This is a genomic window from Flammeovirgaceae bacterium (assembly GCA_015180985.1).
In the GTDB taxonomy this organism is placed as follows: domain Bacteria; phylum Bacteroidota; class Bacteroidia; order Cytophagales; family Cyclobacteriaceae; genus UBA2336.
In genome coordinates, this window is record CP054185.1 from 1883763 (window position 1) to 1906167 (window position 22405).

A 22405-nucleotide genomic window follows, 5' to 3' on the forward strand; every position below is an offset into this window, starting at 1 on the left:
AAGGGGTGAGAAATTTTATTTCCATAACTGATGTTGCCGATGTTCAGTCGCTGATTGAAAGGGGATTGAACTACAAAAAAATTCCGTTAGCCGATCACGCACTGGGAAAAGGTAAACGATTAGGACTTTTGTTTTTAAATCCCAGCATGCGCACCCGAATCAGTACGCAGATAGCTGCTCACAATCTTGGTATGGATGCCATTGTTTTCAATGTTGGGCAGGAAGGCTGGTCGCTTGAATTTGGTGATGGCGTGATGGACGGTACCTCGGTTGAACACGTTAAAGATGCCGCCCCGGTGCTGGGTGAGTATTTTGATGTGCTCGGACTTCGCACATTTCCTTCTTTAAAAAAACGTGATGAAGATTACAGTGAGCAGGTAATCTGGCAGTTTGTAAAATATTCCGGCATTCCGGTAATCAGTTTGGAAAGTGCCACCCTCCATCCGCTGCAAAGCCTGGCCGATCTCATGACGATAGCTGAAACATTCAGTGAAAACAGAAAACCAAAAGTTGTATTAACCTGGGCGCCACATATTAAGCCCTTGCCGCAATGTGTTGCCAACAGCTTTGCCCAATGGATAAATGCCTGGGAGTATGCAGAATTTGTTATAGCTCATCCGGAAGGATATGCATTGGATGAAAAGTTTACCGAAGGTGCTACCATCATTACCAACCAGGATAAGGCACTTGCCGGAGCCGATTTTGTATATGTAAAAAACTGGAGCAGTTTTAGCGAGTATGGTAAAATTTTAAACACCGACCTGTCGTGGATGCTGACTGCAGAAAAACTGAAGATTACCAATAACGCCCGGGTTATGCATTGCCTGCCGGTGCGCAGAAATCTTGAACTGAGTGCCGAAGTGCTGGACAGCCACGCAAGTTTGGTAACACAGCAGGCGGCCAATCGCGTGTGGGCAGCACAGGCCGTGCTGGCAGAAATTCTACAATTCAATTTTAAAAATTCCCCCCTTGAGGGGGGCAAGGGGGGTGTATGAACAAACTCTTCATTATAAAAATCGGTGGCAATGTGCTCGATGATCCGGAAGCTTTAACAAAATTTCTGGGAGACTTTGCGGCCATTAAGGAACCAAAAATTCTGGTGCACGGAGGAGGTAAGCTGGCTACGAAAATCGGTGAGCAGTTGGGGATAAAGGCCTACATGATTAATGGCCGCAGGATAACCGATGCACAAACGCTTGACCTGGTAACCATGGTGTACGGAGGCCTGGTGAACAAACAATTGGTATCGCGGTTGCAACAACTGGGCTGCAATGCACTGGGCGTAACCGGTGCCGATGGCAACCTGATTAAAGCAATCAAACGACCTGTTGGCGAAATTGACTATGGCTTTGTTGGCGATATCCAACCTTCAGGTGTTAATTCAACTCTTCTTTATTTTCTCCTTCAGCAAAATGCAATTCCTGTTTTTGCACCGCTAACCCATGCCGATGGCGTTATGCTCAACACCAATGCCGATACCATTGCCTCGGTAGTGGCGATTGCCCTAAGTAAACATTTTGATGTGCGGCTGATTTTTTGCTTTGAGAAGAAAGGCGTTTTGCGGAATATTCAGGATGAAAACTCTGTCATCCGCACATTGACAACTGATTTATACGAGGAACTTTTGAAGCAGGGCGCATTAGCCGATGGCATCCTGCCCAAACTTGAAAATGCATTTACGGCCATTCGTTCAGGCGTGCGCGAAGTGCTGATTGGCGATGCAACGCATTTAAGCAATAACATCGGCCAGGAAACTATCGGCACCCTGGTTATCAAATGACATTCAATACCGATACCGAAATTGCAGTGAGTAAGGCAGTTGAATTGCTAAAGCAGCTCATTTTAACCCCGTCTTTCAGTCGTGAAGAAGCTGGTACAGCCGATGTTATTTTTTATTACCTGGAGCAGGAAGGGGTAGCGGTTAATCGGGCAGGTAATAATGTGTGGGCCCTAAACAAATTCTTCAGTACATCAAAGCCAACCATCCTGCTCAATTCCCATCACGATACTGTTAAACCGAACTCCGGCTACGCACGCGATCCGTTTAAACCCGAAATGATTGACGGTAAACTGTACGGACTGGGCAGCAACGATGCCGGGGGCGCATTAACGGCTATGATTCAAGTCTTCCTGCATTATTACCAGCAGCCTGATCTGAAGTTTAATCTCGTACTGGCAGCAACTGCCGAAGAAGAGATTTCCGGTCCTGGCGGCATTGAAAGCATCTGGTCCATGCTTCCACAAGTTGATTTTGCCATCGTGGGTGAACCCACCTTATGTAAAATGGCTATAGCCGAAAAAGGATTATTGGTACTGGACTGTGTTGCAAAAGGAAAGGCCGGTCACGCAGCACACAATGAAGGTGATAATGCCATTTATAAGGCCTTGAAGGATATTGAATGGTTCAGAACATTTCAGTTTCCGCGCATTTCGCCAACACTGGGCCCGGTTAAAATGACGGTTACGGGTATTGAAGCCGGCAAGCAACACAATGTAATACCTGCCGAATGCCGGTTTACGGTCGATGTCCGTGTAACCGATGCCTACACCCTCGATGAGGTGCTTACCGAAGTTACAAAACATGTTTCGTGCGAAGTAACACCCCGGTCGGTGCGGTTAAAGCCTTCCGGTATTGAAGCGGAACATCCGCTGGTTAAAGCTGCGAAGGCGTTGGGTATTGAAACCTATGGTTCTCCTACCACGTCCGACCAGGCTTTGATTCCGGTGCCGTCAGTAAAAATCGGGCCGGGCGATTCGGCCCGCTCGCACATGGCAGATGAATTTATTTATGTGGATGAGATTAAAGAAGGTATTGCCATGTATATTCGGTTGTTAAATGAATGTTCAACGATGTTGCCTTCAGCCGGTTTCAAGTTACCGGTAGCCGGCAACCGGTAACCCGCCTCGTATGAGTAAACTCTGGAAAAAGGATAAAGACTCACTGAAATCAGTTGAGAGGTTTACCGTGGGTAACGACCGCACGTTGGATATGCAGCTGGCCGCATTTGATGTATTGGGTTCACTGGCGCATATCCGTATGCTCGAGTCCATCGGATTGCTCACCAGCGAGGAATTAAGAAAACTAACGGTTGAACTGAAGCTTATTTATGAACGCATTCAACGGGATGAACTGAAAATTGAAGAGGACACCGAAGATATTCATTCGCAGATAGAACTTGAGCTAACCCGCAAGCTGGGCAACACCGGTAAAAAAATACACAGCGGCCGTTCGCGTAACGACCAGGTGCTGGTTGACATTAAGATGTATTTGCGGTTTGAAATTGAAGAGGTTGTTACCGAAACAAAAAAACTCTTCGATTTACTGATAACGAAAAGCGAAAAGCACAAGACCGACCTCCTTCCCGGCTATACCCATTTTCAGCCGGCCATGCCTTCATCATTTGGATTGTGGTTTAGTGCCTACGCTGAAAGTTTGGTAGATGACCTGGTGATGCTGGAAGCTGCTTACCGGGTTGTGAATAAAAACCCATTGGGCTCTGCGGCAGGTTACGGTTCATCATTTCCGCTTAAGCGCAAGATGACCACCCACCTGCTTGGCTTTGATGAGTTGAATTACAATGTGGTGTACGCCCAGTTGGGCCGGGGCAAAACCGAGCGGATAGTTGCGGCTGCCCTGGCCGGCATCGCCTCAACACTGGGTAAGCTGGCTGCCGATGCCATTGTGTTTATGAATCCCAACTTTGGGTTCATCAGCTTCCCTGATGAACTCACTACAGGCTCCAGCATCATGCCGCACAAAAAGAATCCCGATGTTTTTGAAATTATACGGGGCCGGTGCAACCAGTTACTTGCCTTACCCAACACGATTACACTTGTTACAGCCAATCTTCCTTCAGGCTATCACCGCGATTACCAGTTGCTTAAGGAGATGTTGTTTCCCGCTATTCAACACCTGAAAGAGTGTCTTCAAATGATGCACCTGATGATTTCTGATTGTGCGGTTAAGGAAAACATCCTTGAAGATGGACGATACATTCACCTCTTTAGTGTTGAGGAGGTAAATAAACTTGTGCTACAAGGGGTGCCGTTCCGGGATGCGTACAAAAAAGTTGGGCAGGATATTGAAAAAGGTGATTACCGGCCCCATCGCAACCTCCGTCATACGCACGAAGGGAGCATCGGAAATTTATGTCTTCCCGAAATTCAGCGGATGATGGAAGATGTGCTGAATCGGTTTAATTTTGCCGCGGTCCATCGGGCTTATGAAAACCTGGTGGGCTGAAACTTACCATGCAGCCACAGGAAATTCTTTACCTCATCATCGGCATCGTATCAATTAGTTTTCTGTTCGACCAGGTGTTGGATTACCTAAACCTGAAAGCCATGCGCACCGAGGTGCCGGATGAAGTGGCCTCGTTTTATGATGAGGAAAAATATGCACGCGCGCAGGCTTACCACCGCGAACTTGCCCGCTTCGGTTTCCTGGCTTCCACATTCAGTTTTGTGCTTTCGATGGCGATGCTCCTGTTGGGAGGCTTTGGGTGGATTGACGGGTTGTTGCGTACGGTAACCGAGAGTACCATTTTGCTGGCCCTGCTTTTTTTTATGGTAATTGGTGTTGCTTCCGATTTACTTACCCTTCCTTTTCAGTGGTATAGCACCTTTGTTATTGAAGAAAAATTCGGGTTTAACAAAACAACAGTGAAAACTTTTATTGCCGATAAACTAAAGGGTTACATTTTAGGAGCGCTTATCGGGGGAAGCCTTCTTTCGGCTTTATTATACCTCATTCAAACGCTGGGTGAGCAATTCTGGATATGGTTTGCAGCTATTGCTGCGCTGTTCATGTTGTTTATGAACATGTTTTATACCTCGCTCATTGTACCGTTGTTTAATAAACTTACTCCACTTCCGGAGGGTGAACTTCGCTCGGCTATTGAAGCGTATTCAAAAAAAATAAATTTCCCAATAGGCAACGTGTTTGTTATTGACGGTTCAAAGCGTTCGAAGAAAGCCAATGCATTTTTCTCTGGGATCGGTAGCAAAAAGAAAATCGTATTGTACGACACACTAATAGCCAACCATACCACCGATGAACTGGTAGCCGTGCTGGCCCATGAAGTTGGCCACTATAAAAAGAAGCATATCATCTGGGGTTATGTATTATCCGTTGTTCAGGTTGCTTTTACCTTGTTTATACTTTCGCAGATGGTGTTCAATGAAAACCTGTCGCTTGCCCTGGGGGGCAGCCAGTGGGCTATACACCTTAACCTGCTGGTGTTCACCATTTTGTTTTCACCGATTTCCGGCATCACGGGTTTATTTATGAATATGTACAGCCGGAGGAACGAATTTGAGGCGGATGCCTTTGCCAAGGAAACCTTTAGTGGCGAAGCGCTTGCTTCAGCGCTGAAAAAACTTTCGGTTGATAACCTTTCCAATCTGTATCCGCATCCGGCATACGTTTTTTTCCATTACTCACATCCGCCCCTGTTAAAGCGGTTAGAGAAGATGGTGCTGTAATCAATCAGTAATTAATCTCAACAATTTTTTTGTTTTGAAGTTTACGCATGGATCCGGGTATAAGTTGTATTAATTCTTCTTTTAGTGTTTGTATCAATCGGGTCTTGATGTGATCCCGGTGGGTTATCAGGCTCACTTCCCGTGCGGGACTGGGTTCTTTTAGTCTTTTTACCTGCTTTTGCTGCGGTTTACCAAACTCCATTACGGCCAGTTCGGGCAAAATTGTCAGGCCATCACTTTTGTCAACCATCCGTTTAAGTGTTTCAATGTTCCCGGTTTCGTACCGGATCTGTTGGTCAGAATGTTTACGCAGTTCACACAAGTTCAGTACCTGTGATCGGAAGCAATGCCCTTCTTCCAATAACCAAAGTTGATTCGGATCGATATCTGAAGGCAGCACATATTCCTTGTTATGCAAGGCATTCTTTTTGGAAACATAAACGAATAACTCTTCATAAAACAAGACGTCTTCTTTAATGGCTGGATCATGAAGAGGGGTTACTACTATACCACAATCGAGCCGGTTGTTTTTCAGTTCGTGGAGTAATTCTTCGGTAATGGATTCCTTAACAATGAGGGCAACCTGTGGGTATTTTTCCCTGATAGACTTAACCAGTTCCGGAAGCAGGTAAGGGGCGAGGGTTGGGATTATTCCCAAACGGATTTCACCGGTCATTGTGTTTTGTTGCTCTGCAATTAACGACTTAATAAGGCTGGCTTCACGAAGTACAACACGGGCCTGGGCAATAATCCGTTCACCGATTTCGGTGGGAATAACCGGCTGCTTGGTACGGTCAAAAAGCTTAACACCCAGTTCGTCTTCCAGTTTCTGAATCTGCATACTCAGCGTTGGTTGAGTCACAAAGCACTTTTCTGACGCAAGCACAAAATGCCGCCAGGTATCCAGTGCCACCAGGTATTCCAGTTGAGTTAAAGTCATAGTTTTTTGCTATATCTCTATAAAAATAATCAATTTGATTTATTGATACTTCCCCGGTAGCATTGTAGCCTGTCGGGGTTAAACCTGACGCGCGTCATTGCGAAAGCAAAGGCACGGCATGTTACTTAACCACTAAATCAATAACTACACGAACATGGAAAATAGAACAAACGGTGAAAGCAAATGCCCGGTCCATACCGGCAGGCAAACCGCTGGAGGTGGTACACGAAACCGCGACTGGTGGCCTAATCAACTGAAGCTGAATATCCTGCGGCAGCATTCGAGCCTCTCAAACCCGATGGGCGAGAAGTTTAACTATGCTGAAGAGTTTAAAAAACTTGACTACCAGGCCTTAAAAAAGGACCTGCATGCTTTGATGACTGACTCACAAGACTGGTGGCCGGCCGACTTCGGACATTATGGTCCTTTGTTCATTCGTATGGCCTGGCACAGTGCCGGAACCTACCGTACCGGTGATGGCCGTGGTGGGGCAGGAGCGGGCCAACAGCGCTTTGCGCCCCTTAACAGTTGGCCTGATAATGTGAACCTTGATAAAGCCCGCAGGTTGCTTTGGCCGATAAAGCAGAAATACGGAAAGAAAATTTCGTGGGCTGATTTGATGATACTGGCTGGAAACGTGGCGCTCGAATCCATGGGCTTTAAAACGTTTGGCTTTGCCGGTGGCCGCGAAGACGTATGGGAACCGCAGGAAGATGTGTACTGGGGTTCAGAAACCAAGTGGCTGGATGATAAGCGCTATTCCGGTGACCGCGACCTGGAAAACCCATTAGCGGCCGTGCAGATGGGATTGATTTATGTGAACCCGGAAGGCCCCAACGGAAATCCTGATCCTGTTGCTGCCGCGCACGACATCCGTGAAACCTTTAAGCGCATGGCCATGAACGATGAAGAAACCGTTGCGCTTATTGCCGGTGGACATACTTTCGGTAAAACCCATGGGGCAGCACCCGCTTCTCACGTAGGTCCTGATCCGGAAGCAGCTCCCATTGAAGAGCAAGGTTTAGGTTGGAAAAGCAGCTATGGATCAGGTAAAGGTGGCGACACTATTACCAGTGGCATTGAGGTAACCTGGACAACCACTCCAACAAAATGGAGTAATAACTTCTTCTGGAACCTGTTCGGCTATGAGTGGGAGCTAACTAAGAGCCCGGCTGGCGCACATCAGTGGCGACCGAAGAACGGTATGGGTGCGGGCACGGTACCTGATGCACACGATAAATCGAAAAAGCATGAACCACGCATGCTCACCACCGACCTGTCACTTCGGTTTGATCCGATTTACGAAAAGATTTCCAGGCGCTTCATGGAAAACCCTGATGAATTTGCCGATGCGTTTGCGCGTGCCTGGTTCAAACTTACCCACCGTGATATGGGCCCCATTGCCCGTTACCTTGGACCAGAAGTTCCAAAAGAAGCGCTCATCTGGCAGGATCCGATTCCGGCCGGTAACCATAAACTGATTGATGGAACCGACATCGCTGCGTTGAAAGCTAAAATCCTGGCTTCAGGGTTAACGGTTTCCCAACTGGTTTCAACCGCGTGGGCTTCGGCATCAACGTTCCGAGGTTCGGATAAACGGGGTGGCGCCAATGGTGCGCGCATCCGGCTGGCCCCTCAGAAAGATTGGGAAGTGAACAATCCGTCTCAACTGGCTAAAGTTTTAAAGACACTGGAAGGTATTCAGGCCGACTTTAACAAAGCACAAACCGGAGGCAAACAGGTATCGCTGGCCGACCTGATTGTACTGAGTGGTTGTGCCGGTGTAGAGCAGGCTGCAAAAAATGCCGGCTATAATGTGGTTGTTCCTTTTACACCGGGTCGTGGTGATGCTACCCAGGAACATACCGATGTGGAATCGTTTGCCGTACTGGAACCGATTGCTGACGGCTTCCGCAATTACCTGAAAGGAAAATACACCGTTTCGGCCGAGGAGTTGCTGATAGACAAAGCACAACTGCTGACGCTCACTGCACCAGAGCTTACCGTATTGGTAGGCGGTATGCGTATGCTAAATACCAATTACGATAATTCGAAACACGGAGTGTTTACTAAAAAGCCTGAAACGCTTTCCAACGACTTTTTTGTAAACCTGCTTGACATGGGCACCACGTGGCACCCCGTTTCGGAAGCGAAGGATGTGTTTGAAGGTCGCGACCGCAAGACAGGTGCCCTGAAGTGGACGGGCACACGGGTGGATCTCATATTTGGTTCAAATTCTGAGTTGCGTGCTCTGTCGGAAGTTTATGCCAGCGAGGACGCTAAGGAAAAGTTTGTGAACGACTTTGTGGCTGCCTGGAATAAGGTGATGAATCTGGACAGGTTTGATTTAAAATAAGCTCGCAGCAGTACTCGTAAGAGGGGCGTCCTTTTTATAAAAGGCGCCTCTTCTTTTAGTACCATGTCTCTACTAATTTTCCGGATATTTGTTGTTGCTACTAATGACCGGATAGCCCGTCTTTAACAAAAACCACTTGGAGCAGCATAGTGCAGAACCGAATTCCTGAATGTGTATTTTATTCTTCCTTGTGTGCCAGTTTGAACGTAATCATTCATTGCTTCCTTAGCACGCGACACCCAAACACCCTCCCTGCGGTTTTACCAGCATGGGCTTGGATGCGGATCACAACTTTGTTACGGTTTTGGGTAAGGGTTAATGGGATAGGGTACTCCACATCAAAAAATCTTCCGGCAGCAGTGCCCTGAAGTTCCTGTATTGCAATGCGCACACTGTCAACCAAAATATCAAAAGCCCGGTTTTTGTCATCACCAATATAACTGCACAGAAGGGCCTGTTCGGCAGCAGGGTCAACCTGCATATCAAACTCAAAATACCCGCCATTGCGCACTTCCCGTCCGGGCCTTCCCAACGCATGACTTACATAAGATCGTTCGCTGGCTTTCAGGTTGTGGTCGCGCTCGGGTTGCATTTCGCCAATGCGGATAACATCAATGGTGCGTAAATCAATATCATGCATGCGCCTCTTCTCGGCTTCATATTCAGCCTGCCGGGCTTGCCATGCTGCAGGTGTGAAGTAATCCCAATACACATTATAGTATTGCTGGTAGGTTTTGTAGAACGGAATAAGTTCCACATCGGCCGGACGGGCTGCGTTGTTGGTTTTGAAGGTTAATGATTTCCCTGCTACCGGTTTCAGCCAGTCAGAAACATTACGGCTATCGGTCAGGAGTACCGTAGTTTCAAAAACAGGGTCGGGCATTTCGGTTCCTAATTGCCCGGCAAGCACTACAGGTCCATACAACACGGCTATGCGATCAGGGTTGTCGGGCATGCTTTCGGTATAAACCGACATGGGCAGGGTTAGTTCCAGTCGGTCGTTGTCTTTCCAGGTGCGTGTAATTGTAATGAAGCCGGATTTATCGGCTGCTATCTTTACTTTCTTGCCGTTAAGCAATGCGTTAATTGCTCCCATTACCCATTTTGGTTTTCTGATTTTGATTGCAAATTTTTTGGGTGCGCCCGTTTTTACTGAAAGAATCATCTTGTCTTCTTCCGGAAGGCGGGTTTCAAGCTTCAAGGCAACATCATGGGTTCTCCAGTTTACTTCCGAAGGAATAAACAAATTAACAATCAGGTTGCCGTCATCGGTTTCGTAGTAAATGCCTTCGGTGTACTTCACATGGTTTTCCATACCGCTGCCTACGCAGCAGGTAAAAGTGTTAAACGGACTGCTGAATGTTTTTCGGGCGCCCATGCGCAGCGGAACGAAGTAGCACATCATGCCGGTTTCCGGATTTTGCGAAGCAAGAATATGATTGTAAAGTGCGCGCTCGTAATAATCGCCATACATGGAATTCGGATCCCATGAAAACAAATAGCGCGTAAGTTTAAGCATGTTGTAGGTATTGCATGTTTCGCAGGTGTTGTCGCTAAGCCTGTCGTTTAGCTTGCCGGCATCACCGCAGTATTCGTAGTTGCTGTTGCCACCGATAACGTAGGTGTGGTTATTCACCATGGTATTCCAGAAAAATTCAGCAATGGTTTTATCTTCAGGCGCATTGGCTACGGTAAACCTCCGGGCGCAGCCGATCACTTTCGGAACATTGGTGTTACTGTGCTTTCCGGGCAGAGGGTCAACCCGTTTAGCCAGTTCGCCAAGCACAAACCGGTCGTGAAATTTGTAGGACAACGCCAGGTACTTTTTTTCACCGGTCAGTTCGTAGAGATGCACAAGCACATCGTTCATACCTCCATATTCGCACTTGCGCATTTCTTCCAGTTGGTCATCGCTGAGGTCTTTAAGGATCACTGCGCACCAGTCGGCCATTCGGGTAACCAGACTTAGCGCTTCCGGATTGCCGGTGTACACGTACGCATCGGTTAACCCGGCCATTACTTTGTGTACCGTGTACCAGGGTGACCAGCCGCCATTCAAGTCAAACCCCGAAGATTTAATTATGCCGTGTTGAAGCTTGTAGAAAATTGAATCTTCATTGGGGATGGCCCCAATGTAACCTGTGCCCCGGGCCTGTTGGCAAACGGAAAGTTCATTCAGAATATAATCGATACGGTTTTTGAATTCATCACCACCACCAGCAGCATAACGCATGGCGCAGGCCGACAGGTAATGGCCAAGCGTATGGCCGGAGAGGCCGTCACTTTCCCAGCCCCGGTAAATTTCGCCTTTGGGTTGTAAGCCGGCATGAAGCCGGAAGCGGTGCAACAGTCGATCGGGATCAATCGAAAGCAAGTAGGCCGCATCTTTGTCCTGCGCATTTTTGAAGGGGCTGCCATCCGTCAATTTTATATCGGCAAGGTTAATGGCATAAGCCTTTACCGGTACGGTTGGCTTTACCTGAATTACATTATTTGATTTTTCAGGAAGGTAAGCCTGCGCAAACAGAGGGGACAGACGGGAAACAACAAGCAGTAAACCAATAACCGTTTTCATAACCCGTTGGATTTGAATGTAAATGTAAAAAACCAGTTAGCCGGGCGAAAACCGTTACTGTAAAGCAAGTGCCTTTAATGGTATTACACGCGCAAAATACCCCGAAAGCCCCGGGCGGCATAATACGACTCCGCCCCGTTGTGGTACACAAATACCTGGCCGTAGCGGTAATCGCAGAAGAGCGCACCACCAAGTTTACGGATGGCTTCGGGTGTTTTTATCCAGCTGCTGGTTTTGGTATCGAAGGTCCCGAATTGCTGAAGTTGCCGGTATTCTGCTTCGGTTAATAAGTCAATACCCATTGTTGTGGCCATCTCAGTGGCGTTGCCTTTGGGTTTATGTTCTTTCCGCGACTCCCAGGCTTTTCGATCGTAACAGAGGCTTCTGCGCCCGGCCGGACTTTCGGGCGAGCAATCATAAAAAATATACTCACCGGTTTTTTTGTCAAAACCCACCACATCGGGTTCGCCACCGGTTTTTTCCATCTCGTTTAGCGACCAGAGTTTATCATGCTTAGCCTTTAGTCTGGCTTGTACATATTCCCATTTCATTGCCTGGTGGCGTTTCATATTTTTCTCGAAACGGGATTTCAGGATTGTAATCAATTCTTTTTGCCGGGCGTCTGGCAGTTTCTTGTTCTGCTTTTCAGAGTTTTTTGTTTTTGACATGCTGTGTTTTATTGATGCTGCAATCAACCTAAAACTTCCTCCTGCTGTGAGGAAGTTTTTAAAGCTACACTTTTTTATAAAGGCACCCAACTGCCGGGCCGTAGCCTTGTGGTTGTTATCTGACAGAGAAAAGTTGAAACTATTTTACTGGCGTAAACCTTTCAACTGCATTGGTTACCGGGGCTAAACTGTGCAGGTACGCATAAATGGCCTGTAGGTCTTCCCGGTTCATGCCGGCATACATCGTCCACGGCATCACGGTTTGAAATTCGCCTTGTTCTGGTTTTTGAAGTACATATGCGCTGTCGGCAAACATTTTAAAACGAGCTACAAATTGTTCTTCTGTCCATGCGCCCAAACCAGTTTCCTTGTCGGGAGTGATGTTGGACGAACGAACTACCGAACCATCGGGTAGCGGAAACGCAAAGTTTCCGGCATAGGGCTCGCCTACAAATTTGCCTTTATCCTGTTTGGTGTGGCAATCCATACAACCTGCGGCTGTAACCAGGTATTTTCCGTAGGCAATTCCCTCAGTGGGTTGCGGCCGGGTGCTGAATTGAGGTTTTTTGGGAATGGTGTTGATAATAAAATTCATCGGGAAGTCGGCCGAAGAAATCGCTGGTTTGTGTTCGATTGGCTTTAACGTGCGGATGTAAGCAATAACAGCCTCAACATCCCTGCGGTCAAGCTGGCCGTAGTTGTGATGAGGCATAATGTTGAACAACGCGTTTCCGTTTTTTGATACACCTGACGTAATAGCCCTGAAAATTTCACCGTCTGTCCAGTTTTGCAACGCAACAGGGGTAATGTTGGGTGCAACAAATTTTCCGGGGAAGCCCAGTTTCTGATCGAAAGTTTCACCGCCTTTACCTTCCGTTCCTGCAACCATCGGGCCCGAAAAAGTCTGCCAGTCGCGTGTGGAGTGGCAGTCCATACACAGCATAACATGGTGGGCCAGGTATTTTCCGCGCTCCACCATTTCGGTAGTGGTTTGAATTTTCAAATCCGGTGGAGGCCCCACATCGGGCAGCATGGTTTTTACATAGGTTAGCAGGGCGATGAGGAGCAGGCCAATCAGGCCAAGCCCGTAGGCTAAGAGTTTTACTAATTTTTTCATGATGTATGCTGTTTACGGTTAAACCTTATTCGGGTTTCATTTTAACGATCCTCTGAGGGCGGTTTAATTTACCAGCACCAAGTTCGAAGCGGCAGAAAAATAAAATTGTATAAATCGGACATTCACAGGAAGATATGCCCGGGAAGATCGCTGGCGGCCTGCCGGTATTGCCCGGGGGTAAGGTTAGTGTAGGCTCTGAATTCCCGGATAAAATGCGATTGGTCGTAGTAACCGGCCAAATGGCCGATTTCGGTAAGCGATTGTATTGTGCTGTGAAGCAGGTTTAATGACAACAGGTATTTATGGTAGTGGATAAACTGTTCGGTATTCATACCCAGCCATTCGCGCGAAAAGCGCCTGAGGTGGCGATCCGAAAGGCAAATGGCTTCACTCAGTTTTTTTGCTGATAGATCGGTTCCATGCATCAGGCATTTTAGTTTCTCTGCCCGGCCCACTTCCTGCTGCCGCCAACATTCCGGGAGTTGGCGATACATCCATTTCAATATGATTTCTACCCGGTGATGAAATGTTTTTATAAGGGATAGTTCAGTTGCCAGATCAGCCAGGCCGGGGCACACGTGGCGAGCGTCATAAACTTCATCGTTTAAGGTTTCGGCCGGCATCCGGAAAAGCAGACGCAGGCCGATGCTGTTAAGTTGGATACCCAGGAAATGTTGTTCTCCGTTTTTAATCAGTTCAACAGGCTTAAAGTTTATTCCGTTAACAAAAGCAACAGGCAGTTTTTTTTTAACCTGCTGCAACGAATTACTGTAGTATATGCCTTCCGAAAAGTTGAAGATAATTTCAACTGTACCTTTGGGCAGAATAATTTCTTTTCGGTGGGCACCAGCGGTTTCCGATACCTGCCAGATGCAGTTGAGAATGGATTTTTCAATTTTGTTTACCGGATAATAAACGTTCGTTGATGTGGCCATCAGGGTTGCGGGTTTGTGCCTTGTACTCCAACTGCACCCATTGCCCTATAAAGTTACTAAAACTATTCAGCCCGTGGTTCGGTACAGGCCGGTGGGCCGGCTTGCCATAAAAAGATACCGTTCAGCACAAAGTTTATTGTTAAGCTTCGGTTTGCTTTTAATTTTCGAACCAGTTAAACCTGTATACCTATGAAATCACGCTTTGTACTTTTTTTACCTTTTTTTATTGTTACTGTCTGTACGTTTGCCCAGCGCATCCTCGAAGGCGAGTCGGCTGTAACCACCAACCATACCGTTACCATTAAAGGCAAATTGGTACCCTACACGGCTACAGCCGGCACACAACCGGTATGGAATGCCGATGGAAAAGTTATTGCTTCTCTTTTTTATACCTACTATGAGCGATCCGATGTAAAGGACAGAGCTTCAAGACCACTGGTATTTTCATACAACGGTGGCCCGGGCTCCGCCTCGGTGTGGATGCACATTGCGTACACGGGCCCGCGTGTGTTGGAAATTGATTCCGAAGGTTACCCCGTGCAGCCTTATGGTGTTAAGGAAAATCCTCACAGCATTTTGGATGTTGCTGATATCGTTTATATCGATCCGGTTAATACGGGCTACTCACGCATTCTTGATAAGGACACCAAACGTGAAGAATTTTTTGGCGTAAATGCCGACATTAAATACCTGGCTGAATGGATGACGACTTTTGTATCCCGAAAGAACCGATGGCAGTCACCTAAATACCTTATAGGCGAAAGCTATGGAACAACACGTGTATCGGGCCTGGCCCTTGAACTGCAAAATGCACAGTGGATGTACCTTAATGGTGTCATCCTGGTATCGCCAACCGAACTGGGCCTTGAGCGCGGCCCGCAGGTAGAAGCTGCAAACCGGTTGCCGTATTTTGCTGCGGCTGCCTGGTACCAGAAGGCGCTGCCTGCTGAATTGCAACGCAGGGATTTGAAAGATCTGTTGCCCGAAGTGGAGGATTACACGATAAATGAAGTAATACCCGCCATTGCACGGGGCGGATTTCTGGATGATACAAAGCGTAAGCAGGTAGCCGCTAAAATGGCCTACTACTCAGGTATTTCAGAAAAGGTTATTCTGCAACACAACCTGGATGTACCAACTCCTTTCTTCTGGAAAGAACTGCTTCGCGATAAAGGTTATACGGTTGGCCGTTTGGATTCACGCTACCTGGGCATTGACCGCAAGGATGCCGGTGAGCGGCCTGATTATGCTGCTGAACTAACCTCATGGCTTCATTCCTTTACCCCGGCCATTAATTATTACCTGCGCGAGGTGCTTAAATACAAAACGGATGTCAAGTATAACATGTTCGGGCCGGTAAACCCATGGGATCGGACCAACGACAACACCGGGGTAAACCTGCGGCAGGCCATGGCGCAGAATCCATACCTGAATGTAATGTTTCAGTGTGGTTATTTTGACGGAGCCACTACCTACTTTGAAGCAAAGTACACTATGTGGCAGATTGACCCGAGCGGTAAATTCCGCGACCGCTTCCGGTTTGAAGGCTACCGCAGCGGCCACATGATGTACCTGCGGGAAGAGGATCTGGCATCATCCAATGATCACCTGCGCGATTTCATACTGAAAACCATGCCGAAGAAAGGACAGCCTGCTAAGTACTAGTTATTGGTTGTTGGTTATTCGTTGTTCGCCAGGGTCATAGATTAACGAACATCGAATAACCAATGACGACCAACGAGTTACTGAATGGGCCCTTTTTTGATAACCACTTTCGAAACAGCAGCTTCCTTCGACAGTTTACCGCTGGCATGTTCTTTCAGTACGCTGGCTTTTACCGATGCCTCAATGGAGTAGGGGATGCCGCAGTCATCGCAGCGGGTTAGTTTAACATTAACTATCAGTTGCTCATCATCATTCAGGCTTTTTAAAGTTCGCCCGTACTCGATCATATTCTCCTTTAATTCTTTTTCGAAGGCCGGGTAGAGTTCTTTCACTTTTTTATCGCGGGTGGCCTGGTCAAGGTCATCGAGCTTTAGCGTGGGCATGGAATACTTGAACATGTCGCGCTGGTTGCTGCTGTACACCTTCATGTAGTACACGGCACCAAAGTTCTTGAGCCGCTCATAGTAAATGCTGTTATCGGTAAAGTAGGTCTTCGAGAGATCGGATCGGTAAAGCCGGTTAAAAATACTAGACAACAATTCAAGGTCAGGTTCGGGAGCATCCACCGATTCGGTATTAACCACCGCAATCTTTGCCAGCATTTGCTCGCGTGTAAGTTTGCCTTGTTTGAATTGCAGGAGGTCGGATTTCAGTGCATCTACTGAAATGTGCGACCGTTTGGGTGAACTAAAATACCGGTTGACCCACATGCGGGGCTGGTCGCCCTGGTTGGTGATCATGATTCGCTCGTTAGGTGCAAGCTGGCTCAGCAATTCGTTGTAATCGAGAATAAAATTCTTCGCGGCCTCAATCACTTTAAGGTTATAATCGTTACGCATACTGTCCAGGTTAATGCGCCTGTTAGCTGCTTTAGCCTTTTCTTTCAGCCGGATGGCATCTTCCTGGATTTCAACGCGGGCACGATCATGCCGTTCACGACCGGTGTATTGCCACACTCCGCCTCCGGCCGCGTTGCCGTCAAGAATTACAATGTTATCGTTATCACCTGAAAAGGAGATGGCCATCGGGGTAGTGTAATCAGGCGGAAGCCGGAAGGTTACACCGAAACCTTCCTGGTAGCTGCCCTCAATTTCCAGCGGGAAGAACATGCGCTGCGAAACGAACTGCTGCTTGATAAGTGTTTGCAAAGCATTTTCGGCAACTTCAATGTCGCGGTCCATGCGGGCCAGGTCAACCTTCTGGGCATAAACGGAAACGGCCAGGGCAATAAATAAAAGGCTTATTGGATTCTTCATCTGATTTTTCATGGGATGTTAGCTTCTTTAATTTCTGATTTCTTTGGTGTTTCCTCCTTCAACCGAAGCAATGATACTGGTTAATATCTGTTCGGTTTCCTGCTTAAACAGGTCGGTGTTTTGTTCGATGGCGGTCAGGCGGGTTTGCAGTGTCTGCAGGTCGGTAGTACGTTGCTGATTAAGGTACCGGCTGAAATCGATTAACAGTTCTTCAATAACCTGTTGTTGCTCATTGGCCGACAGGGTGAGGTAATCCTTCATCATGCGCGCATTTTCTTCCTGCAGGGCTGAAACATAATCACGCACCTGTTGGTGGGTGGCGCTGGCCACCTGTTTTATCAGGGCATCGCGGTTTGCCAACATGTTGGATGCCAGTGAATGCCTGATCGATTCGGTAAGCCGTTGTTCAGCCGAAGCCCAGTCAGCGGCTAATGCCCGGTTATTTTCCTGCAGCGATGCGGCAATCATACGTTGCACTTCCTGTGCTGTGAGCGACTCAGGTTTTTCAACCGGTTTTCCAAAACCAATGTGCAGTTCGCCATCGGCAAGCCTGAAGTTCAGGCCTGTTAGCCAACCAACCATTACCAGCAGGGTGATGGTTGCCGCAATGCCCATACTTGTTTTAATGTACGGATCGTGCCAAAACCTGTGGCCGGACGACCCCCACACCATGGGTGGCGGAATTATTTCTTTATCGGTTATAGCCGAAAGACCTTTTCTTACGTGTTGAAGTGCCTGAACTTCCTTTAAAGCCTCCGGATTACCGGCCAGGTATTCTTCTACACGCCTCTTCTCGTCTGTGCCGAGCTCACCATACAGGTAAGCCATCAGCAAGCCTTCATCGGGTTTAAAGTTCATAACTCAAAGTTTCTTTAGTAATGTTTTTCTTTTCTAAAATGCGCTTCAGCCCATCCAGCCCGTAGTACATTCTCGATTTTACCGTGTTCTCCGAGAGGTTCAGGATTTCAGCTATCTCGCGGAATTTCAATCCTTCGTATTCTTTCATAATCACCACTTCGCGTTGTTCGGCACTCAGTTCCAGCAGGCATTGCTGCAGCAGGTCGGCCAGTTCCTGCTGCTGGTACTGTCGCTCCGGGTTTTCACGCCTGCGATCGGATTTCTCCCAACGCGGAGAGTTGTCCTCATCGTAATTTGTAAGCCGGTCAAACGGTATAGCTCGCGTATTTTTACGTTTGCGTGCTTCTTCCCGGCACGCGTTCACGCAAATGGTGTAGAGCCAGCTTTTAAACCGACCGGTATCCTGTAAGGCGTGCATATTGCGATACATGGCAATAAATGTTTTCTGCGATACCTCCATGGCCAGGTCGTGGTCCATAAAAAATTTATAGCAATAGTTGTAAATCCGTTTATACCACAGTTGCACAAGCCTGCCCTGGGCCTGCTGGTCGCCCTCGCGGGCGCGGGTTATCAGGCTGTCAGAATGCATCATGGCGCTGTCCGGCAACGTTTTCGCATGCATGGTTTACGGGTTAGGCTGCCTAAAGCCGTTTACAGGAGTAAGATGACGGGTAAGTTAAAAAAGTTTTACCCGGATTGTAAGTTTGGCCGCTGTGGCACAGGCCGTATCTTAGCGCGCTTTTTCTATGAAAAGAGTCATTTCGTTTCTGATTCGGTTTGTACCCCGTACGCTGCTGCAGCGTACAGGTGGTTTTGGTATGAAGGTTATCGGGCTTTTTTACCGTGGAAGCAGCGTGGTCTGCCCGGTTTGTAACACCGGTTTCAGAAAATTTCTCCCTTATGGCAGAATCAACCCACGCGAAAATGCTTTGTGTCCGAATTGTTTATCGCTTGAGCGGCACCGCCTGCTTTGGCTGTACCTTAATGAACGTACTGATTTTTTTAAGAAACCGATGAAGGTTTTGCACCTTGCGCCTGAAGCCTGCTTTATTAATCGGTTTGAAAAAATTCATGGTGATGGCTACATCACAGCCGACATCGAATCGCCTTTAGCGAAAGTAAAGATGGATATCCAGGCCATTCCGTTCAGCGAAAACACATTCGATGTGGTGCTTTGCAACCATGTGCTGGAGCATGTTGAGGATGACATTGCCGCGATGAGGGAAATCAGACGCGTTTTGAAACCCGGTGGTTTTACTATTCTTCAGGTTCCTTTTTTTAATCCTGTGCCTGATAAAACGGTTGAAGATAAGACCATTACTGATAAGCGCGAGCGCGAGCGGTTGTTTGGCCAGGCCGACCATGTGCGCAGGTATGGAAGCGATTATGCCGGGCGCATCCGCGAGTCGGGGCTGGAGGTTGGCCAAGATGCTTTTGCTGCACAACTAAAGGATGAGGAGGCCAAGAAATACGGTATCGTAAAAAGTGAGATTATCTATAAAGGTATAAAGTGAAAAAAGTTGCCGTAATTTTTGATATGGACGGTGTGATAGTGGACACCAACCTGTTTCATAAAAAAGCTATTGAACAGTTTTGCTCGAAGTATGGTTTCCGGTTGAGCGAAGAAGAACTCCGGACTAAAATTTACGGACGCACGAATAAAGATTGGATTACCAACCTGTTCGGTACACTTACCCGGCAACAGTTGGATGGCTATGCCGATGAAAAGGAACAACTTTTCCGCGATTTGTATGAGCCGTATATTAAACCGGTAGAAGGCCTGCTTATATTTCTTGAACAACTAAAGGCAGCTGATGTACCCTGCGCCATTGTCACTTCAGCACCTCCGGCCAACGTTGATTTTGTGCTGAAGCATATACCGATAAGAAAATACTTTACGGCCATACTGGATGAACGCTCTGTTACGCACGGCAAGCCTCACCCTGAAATTTACCTGAACACCGCCCGTGCCCTTGAATTACCCGGCAGGCAATGTGTTGTCTTTGAAGATTCCCTGTCGGGTGTGGAGTCAGCACGGGCTGCCGGCTGTAACGTAATTGGTATAACAACAACACACACAGCGGCCGAGTTGAAAAAAACAGACCTTGCCGTAAGCAACTTTACCGGCCTGACGGTTGCCGGTATAATGGGCTTAGTGCAAGGTCTGTAAGGACTACTGCAAGTATCAGCCTAATTTTTCGAGCACGTCCATCACTTCGCGTACAGCTTTGCGGCTGGATTCGAGTAAGGCTTTTTCTTCTGTATTTAAATCCAGTTCAATGATTTTCTCAATTCCGTTTTTACCCAATATAACAGGCACGCCCAGGTAGCAGTTGTTAATACCGTATTCGCCTTCCAGTTTTACACATACCGGAAATACCCTTCGCTGATCACGTACGATAGCTTCAACCATTTGAGCAGCAGCCGAGCCGGGAGCATACCAGGCTGAGGTACCCATAAGTTTTACCAATTCGCCACCGCCTACTTTAGTCCGTTCCAGGATGGCGTTAAGTTTATCGCGATCGATGAGTTCGGTTACCGGGATGCCGGCAACGGTAGTATACCGAGGCAGAGGCACCATCGTATCGCCATGGCCGCCCAGCAACATGGCCTGAATGTCCTTAGGTGATACGTTTAATGCTTCGGCCAGGAAAGCGCGGTAGCGAGCCGTGTCCAGTATGCCGGCCATACCAAAAACTTTGGTACGCGGTAGTTTGGAAGTGAGGTGTGCCTGGTAGGTCATCACGTCCAGCGGGTTGGATACCACAATAATGATGGCGTTGGGTGAGTGCTTGATAATATTTTCGGTAACCGATTTTACAATTCCGGCATTGGTACCGATAAGGTCATCGCGGCTCATGCCGGGTTTACGTGGAAGCCCGGAAGTGATGACCACCACATCAGATTTTGCTGTTTTGGAATAATCGTTAGTTGAGCCGATGGTCCGTGTATCATACAAATCGATGGGTGCTTTTTGCCAGATGTCGAGCGACTTGCCTTCGGCAAGGCCTTCTTTAATATCAATTAAAACAACTTCGTTTGCGATTTCGCGATACGCCAATACATCGGCACAGGTAGCACCAACATTACCGGCACCAACAACAGTAACTTTCATATCAGAATAGGTTTAAATGAATAATCAATTTAGTGGTTGCCTGAAAAAGCCTGCCAATTTATTAATCGGTGGGGCAAAGAAAAAGGATATTATATAAAATGTGGGTGTAGAGTGAACTGTAAGGCTTGTTGGGTGGCAGCGGTAACCTTAAAGCGATTGTCAATCCGATAGCCGACTACCCACATAATCTGCCCGGCCGATTCCAGCACGGTAACATGGGGTTTATCGGAAAGCGGCACTTTGTTGTCAATCAGAAAGTCGCTGATTTTCTTCTTGTGGGTCATTCCCAGCGGGTAAAAGAAATCACCCGGTTTCCAGGTGCGCCATACCAGCGGAAATTTTACCAGGTCTTTATCCAGCAAGGCACTACCGGCATCGGCAGAAATGGCTTTACCGGTAACCGGTTCGATGGTCATATCCCAGGGCCCGAGTGAAGCTGTAGCTTGAACTGACGTAATTTCAACAGGTTGCCAGAACTTTTTATGCGGGGTAATAATGAGTGTTGTGCGATCGATAACAAGTTGGTGCGTGGGGCTAAGAAATCGCTTACCCGGCTGGGCCCGAAGGGCCTGTACAACATCGTAACAAACGGCTGGTGTAAAATGATATTCGCGCAGCAGGTACCATAGCATAAGCGGATGCTGAATTTTTTCGAATACTTCTTTTCGGATGATGACCTTGCTTTCTTCGGCCTTAAAATAGGCTTCACGTAATTGGTTAACAGCCAGCGTTTCAAGTGCATGACCGGCCTTCAGTTTTTCAAGCCCGAGTTGAAACGTTTCTTCCAGCGAAGGGTTGAGCGCCTGCAGTTTTGGAACTACCTGATGTCGCAGAAAATTTCGCGGGTAGTCATCCGTTTGGTTGCTGGCATCTTCGCGCCACACAAGTTTTTTTTCTGTGGCATACGTTTCAATCATCTTACGCGAGGCAAACAACAGCGGCCGGATGATGTGGTTGTTTTTTACCGGTATGCCGAGCAGCCCTTCGGAGGCACCCCCGTGGATCCAGTTTAGTAAAACGGTTTCAATGGAATCGTTCAGGTGGTGGGCGGTAGACAGGTAGTTGTAATTTTCTTTTTCCAATAATTCATCAAACCAGGCATAGCGCAGTTCGCGTGCAGCCATCTGGATGGAAAGGTTATTGAGTGCAGCGTATTCGGTGGTGTTGAATTGCCTGGCAAAGAAGGGAATGCCCTTGTGCTGGCACACAGCTTTTACAAACAATTCGTCTTGTTCCGACTCCGCACCCCGAAGTTGAAAGTTTGCATGGGCTACGCCAACCGGGTAGCCTGCTGCAAAGAACAAATCCAGCATGACCATCGAATCAATACCACCGCTTACGGCCAGTAATATCCGGTCGGTCTTGAGGCAAAGCGTATGCTTTTCAATATGGTTCAGAAATTGCTCAAGCACAGAACAAAGATATAATGGGAAACG

General features: G+C 47.6%; 19 protein-coding genes. 9 read left to right on the forward strand and 10 right to left on the reverse strand.

Translation table 11 applies throughout. The annotated features are described in order from the left end of the window. The first annotated feature begins 5 nt into the window (after positions 1-5). From HRU69_08875 to HRU69_08895, 5 genes are read left to right on the forward strand one after another with little or no spacing between them, the layout of a single operon-like run. Positions 6-995 (forward strand): acetylornithine carbamoyltransferase, encoded by a 990-nt coding sequence (locus HRU69_08875; GenBank protein QOI97595.1) that lies wholly within the window; start codon positions 6-8, stop codon positions 993-995. Next, a complete protein-coding gene (gene argB / locus HRU69_08880; protein QOI97596.1) occupies positions 992-1780 on the forward strand; it encodes an acetylglutamate kinase in 789 nt (262 codons plus the stop codon). Before HRU69_08875 ends, argB begins: the two co-directional genes overlap by 4 nt. Next, a complete protein-coding gene (locus HRU69_08885) occupies positions 1777-2898 on the forward strand; it encodes a M20 family metallo-hydrolase (GenBank protein ID QOI97597.1) in 1122 nt (373 codons plus the stop codon). Before argB ends, HRU69_08885 begins: the two co-directional genes overlap by 4 nt. Positions 2899-2908: 10 nt before the next feature. Next, the gene (gene argH, locus HRU69_08890; GenBank protein QOI97598.1) at positions 2909-4243 is read left to right on the forward strand and encodes an argininosuccinate lyase; all 1335 of its coding nucleotides are present in this window, start codon (positions 2909-2911) and stop codon (positions 4241-4243) included. An 8-nt stretch (positions 4244-4251) separates the two neighbouring features. Beyond that, entirely contained in the window at positions 4252-5484 is a 1233-nt protein-coding gene (locus HRU69_08895; GenBank protein QOI97599.1) for a M48 family metallopeptidase, read from the forward strand. A gap of 4 nt (positions 5485-5488) precedes the next feature. Here the strand turns inward: HRU69_08895 and HRU69_08900 are convergent, their stop codons facing one another. Continuing rightward, positions 5489-6424, reverse strand: a complete 936-nt coding sequence (locus tag HRU69_08900) for a LysR family transcriptional regulator (protein QOI97600.1) — start codon at positions 6422-6424, stop codon at positions 5489-5491. 154 nt (positions 6425-6578) lie between these two features. Here HRU69_08900 and katG point away from each other — a divergent pair, with 154 nt between their 5' ends. After that, on the forward strand, positions 6579-8780 hold the full coding sequence (gene katG / locus HRU69_08905) for a catalase/peroxidase HPI (GenBank protein QOI97601.1): 2202 nt from the start codon (positions 6579-6581) through the stop codon (positions 8778-8780). Positions 8781-8994: 214 nt separating this feature from the next. On the opposite strand, the gene HRU69_08910 is transcribed toward katG, so the two are convergent. From HRU69_08910 to HRU69_08925, 4 genes are all read right to left on the reverse strand, one after another. After that, a complete protein-coding gene (locus HRU69_08910) occupies positions 8995-11355 on the reverse strand; it encodes a glycoside hydrolase family 127 protein (protein ID QOI97602.1) in 2361 nt (786 codons plus the stop codon). An 83-nt stretch (positions 11356-11438) separates the two neighbouring features. Continuing rightward, on the reverse strand, positions 11439-12023 hold the full coding sequence (locus tag HRU69_08915; protein ID QOI97603.1) for a DUF4256 domain-containing protein: 585 nt from the start codon (positions 12021-12023) through the stop codon (positions 11439-11441). A gap of 139 nt (positions 12024-12162) precedes the next feature. Continuing rightward, the gene (locus HRU69_08920) at positions 12163-13140 is read right to left on the reverse strand and encodes a c-type cytochrome (GenBank protein ID QOI97604.1); all 978 of its coding nucleotides are present in this window, start codon (positions 13138-13140) and stop codon (positions 12163-12165) included. A 122-nt stretch (positions 13141-13262) separates the two neighbouring features. Beyond that, entirely contained in the window at positions 13263-14075 is an 813-nt protein-coding gene (locus HRU69_08925) for a helix-turn-helix transcriptional regulator (protein QOI97605.1), read from the reverse strand. A 189-nt stretch (positions 14076-14264) separates the two neighbouring features. On the opposite strand from HRU69_08925, the gene HRU69_08930 reads away from it, so the two are divergent. Continuing rightward, positions 14265-15740, forward strand: coding sequence for a carboxypeptidase (locus HRU69_08930; GenBank protein ID QOI97606.1), 1476 nt, complete (start codon positions 14265-14267; stop codon positions 15738-15740). 77 nt (positions 15741-15817) lie between these two features. On the opposite strand, the gene HRU69_08935 is transcribed toward HRU69_08930, so the two are convergent. From HRU69_08935 to HRU69_08945, 3 genes are read right to left on the reverse strand one after another with little or no spacing between them, the layout of a single operon-like run. Then, positions 15818-17008: a hypothetical protein gene (locus tag HRU69_08935; protein ID QOI97607.1), complete on the reverse strand. Its 1191-nt coding sequence runs from the start codon at positions 17006-17008 to the stop codon at positions 15818-15820. Positions 17009-17023: 15 nt separating this feature from the next. Continuing rightward, positions 17024-17854, reverse strand: coding sequence for a hypothetical protein (locus HRU69_08940; protein ID QOI97608.1), 831 nt, complete (start codon positions 17852-17854; stop codon positions 17024-17026). Further along, entirely contained in the window at positions 17844-18446 is a 603-nt protein-coding gene (locus HRU69_08945) for an RNA polymerase sigma factor (protein QOI98875.1), read from the reverse strand. Before HRU69_08945 ends, HRU69_08940 begins: the two co-directional genes overlap by 11 nt. Positions 18447-18600: 154 nt before the next feature. Between HRU69_08945 and HRU69_08950 the strand changes: the two genes are divergently transcribed. Together HRU69_08950 and HRU69_08955 are read left to right on the forward strand one after the other, a co-directional pair. Continuing rightward, a complete protein-coding gene (locus tag HRU69_08950) occupies positions 18601-19368 on the forward strand; it encodes a methyltransferase domain-containing protein (protein ID QOI97609.1) in 768 nt (255 codons plus the stop codon). After that, positions 19365-20024 carry an HAD family phosphatase gene (locus HRU69_08955; GenBank protein ID QOI97610.1) on the forward strand — a complete coding sequence of 220 codons (660 nt, stop codon included), beginning with the start codon at positions 19365-19367 and terminating at the stop codon, positions 20022-20024. The genes HRU69_08950 and HRU69_08955 overlap by 4 nt, the downstream gene beginning before the upstream one ends. A gap of 15 nt (positions 20025-20039) precedes the next feature. On the opposite strand, the gene mdh is transcribed toward HRU69_08955, so the two are convergent. Both mdh and tilS read right to left on the reverse strand, forming a co-directional pair. Next, a complete protein-coding gene (gene mdh / locus HRU69_08960; protein ID QOI97611.1) occupies positions 20040-20969 on the reverse strand; it encodes a malate dehydrogenase in 930 nt (309 codons plus the stop codon). Between the two features lie 89 nt (positions 20970-21058). Further along, positions 21059-22381, reverse strand: coding sequence for a tRNA lysidine(34) synthetase TilS (tilS, locus tag HRU69_08965; protein ID QOI97612.1), 1323 nt, complete (start codon positions 22379-22381; stop codon positions 21059-21061). Between the last annotated feature and the right edge of the window lie 24 nt (positions 22382-22405).

Excerpts from the sequence above, each read along its gene's own strand:
- HRU69_08895 (QOI97599.1), top strand. The coding sequence starts at position 4,252 with ATGCAGCCACAGGAAATTCTTTACCTCATCATCGGCATCGTATCAATT.
- HRU69_08945 (QOI98875.1), bottom strand. The coding sequence starts at position 18,446 with ATGATGCATTCTGACAGCCTGATAACCCGCGCCCGCGAGGGCGACCAG.
- mdh (QOI97611.1), bottom strand. The coding sequence starts at position 20,969 with ATGAAAGTTACTGTTGTTGGTGCCGGTAATGTTGGTGCTACCTGTGCC.
- HRU69_08920 (QOI97604.1), bottom strand. The coding sequence starts at position 13,140 with ATGAAAAAATTAGTAAAACTCTTAGCCTACGGGCTTGGCCTGATTGGC.
- argB (QOI97596.1), top strand. The coding sequence starts at position 992 with ATGAACAAACTCTTCATTATAAAAATCGGTGGCAATGTGCTCGATGAT.
- HRU69_08900 (QOI97600.1), bottom strand. The coding sequence starts at position 6,424 with ATGACTTTAACTCAACTGGAATACCTGGTGGCACTGGATACCTGGCGG.
- HRU69_08950 (QOI97609.1), top strand. The coding sequence starts at position 18,601 with ATGAAAAGAGTCATTTCGTTTCTGATTCGGTTTGTACCCCGTACGCTG.
- HRU69_08885 (QOI97597.1), top strand. The coding sequence starts at position 1,777 with ATGACATTCAATACCGATACCGAAATTGCAGTGAGTAAGGCAGTTGAA.
- HRU69_08940 (QOI97608.1), bottom strand. The coding sequence starts at position 17,854 with ATGAACTTTAAACCCGATGAAGGCTTGCTGATGGCTTACCTGTATGGT.
- HRU69_08930 (QOI97606.1), top strand. The coding sequence starts at position 14,265 with ATGAAATCACGCTTTGTACTTTTTTTACCTTTTTTTATTGTTACTGTC.
- HRU69_08935 (QOI97607.1), bottom strand. The coding sequence starts at position 17,008 with ATGAAAAATCAGATGAAGAATCCAATAAGCCTTTTATTTATTGCCCTG.
- argH (QOI97598.1), top strand. The coding sequence starts at position 2,909 with ATGAGTAAACTCTGGAAAAAGGATAAAGACTCACTGAAATCAGTTGAG.
- HRU69_08925 (QOI97605.1), bottom strand. The coding sequence starts at position 14,075 with ATGGCCACATCAACGAACGTTTATTATCCGGTAAACAAAATTGAAAAA.
- katG (QOI97601.1), top strand. The coding sequence starts at position 6,579 with ATGGAAAATAGAACAAACGGTGAAAGCAAATGCCCGGTCCATACCGGC.
- HRU69_08910 (QOI97602.1), bottom strand. The coding sequence starts at position 11,355 with ATGAAAACGGTTATTGGTTTACTGCTTGTTGTTTCCCGTCTGTCCCCT.
- HRU69_08915 (QOI97603.1), bottom strand. The coding sequence starts at position 12,023 with ATGTCAAAAACAAAAAACTCTGAAAAGCAGAACAAGAAACTGCCAGAC.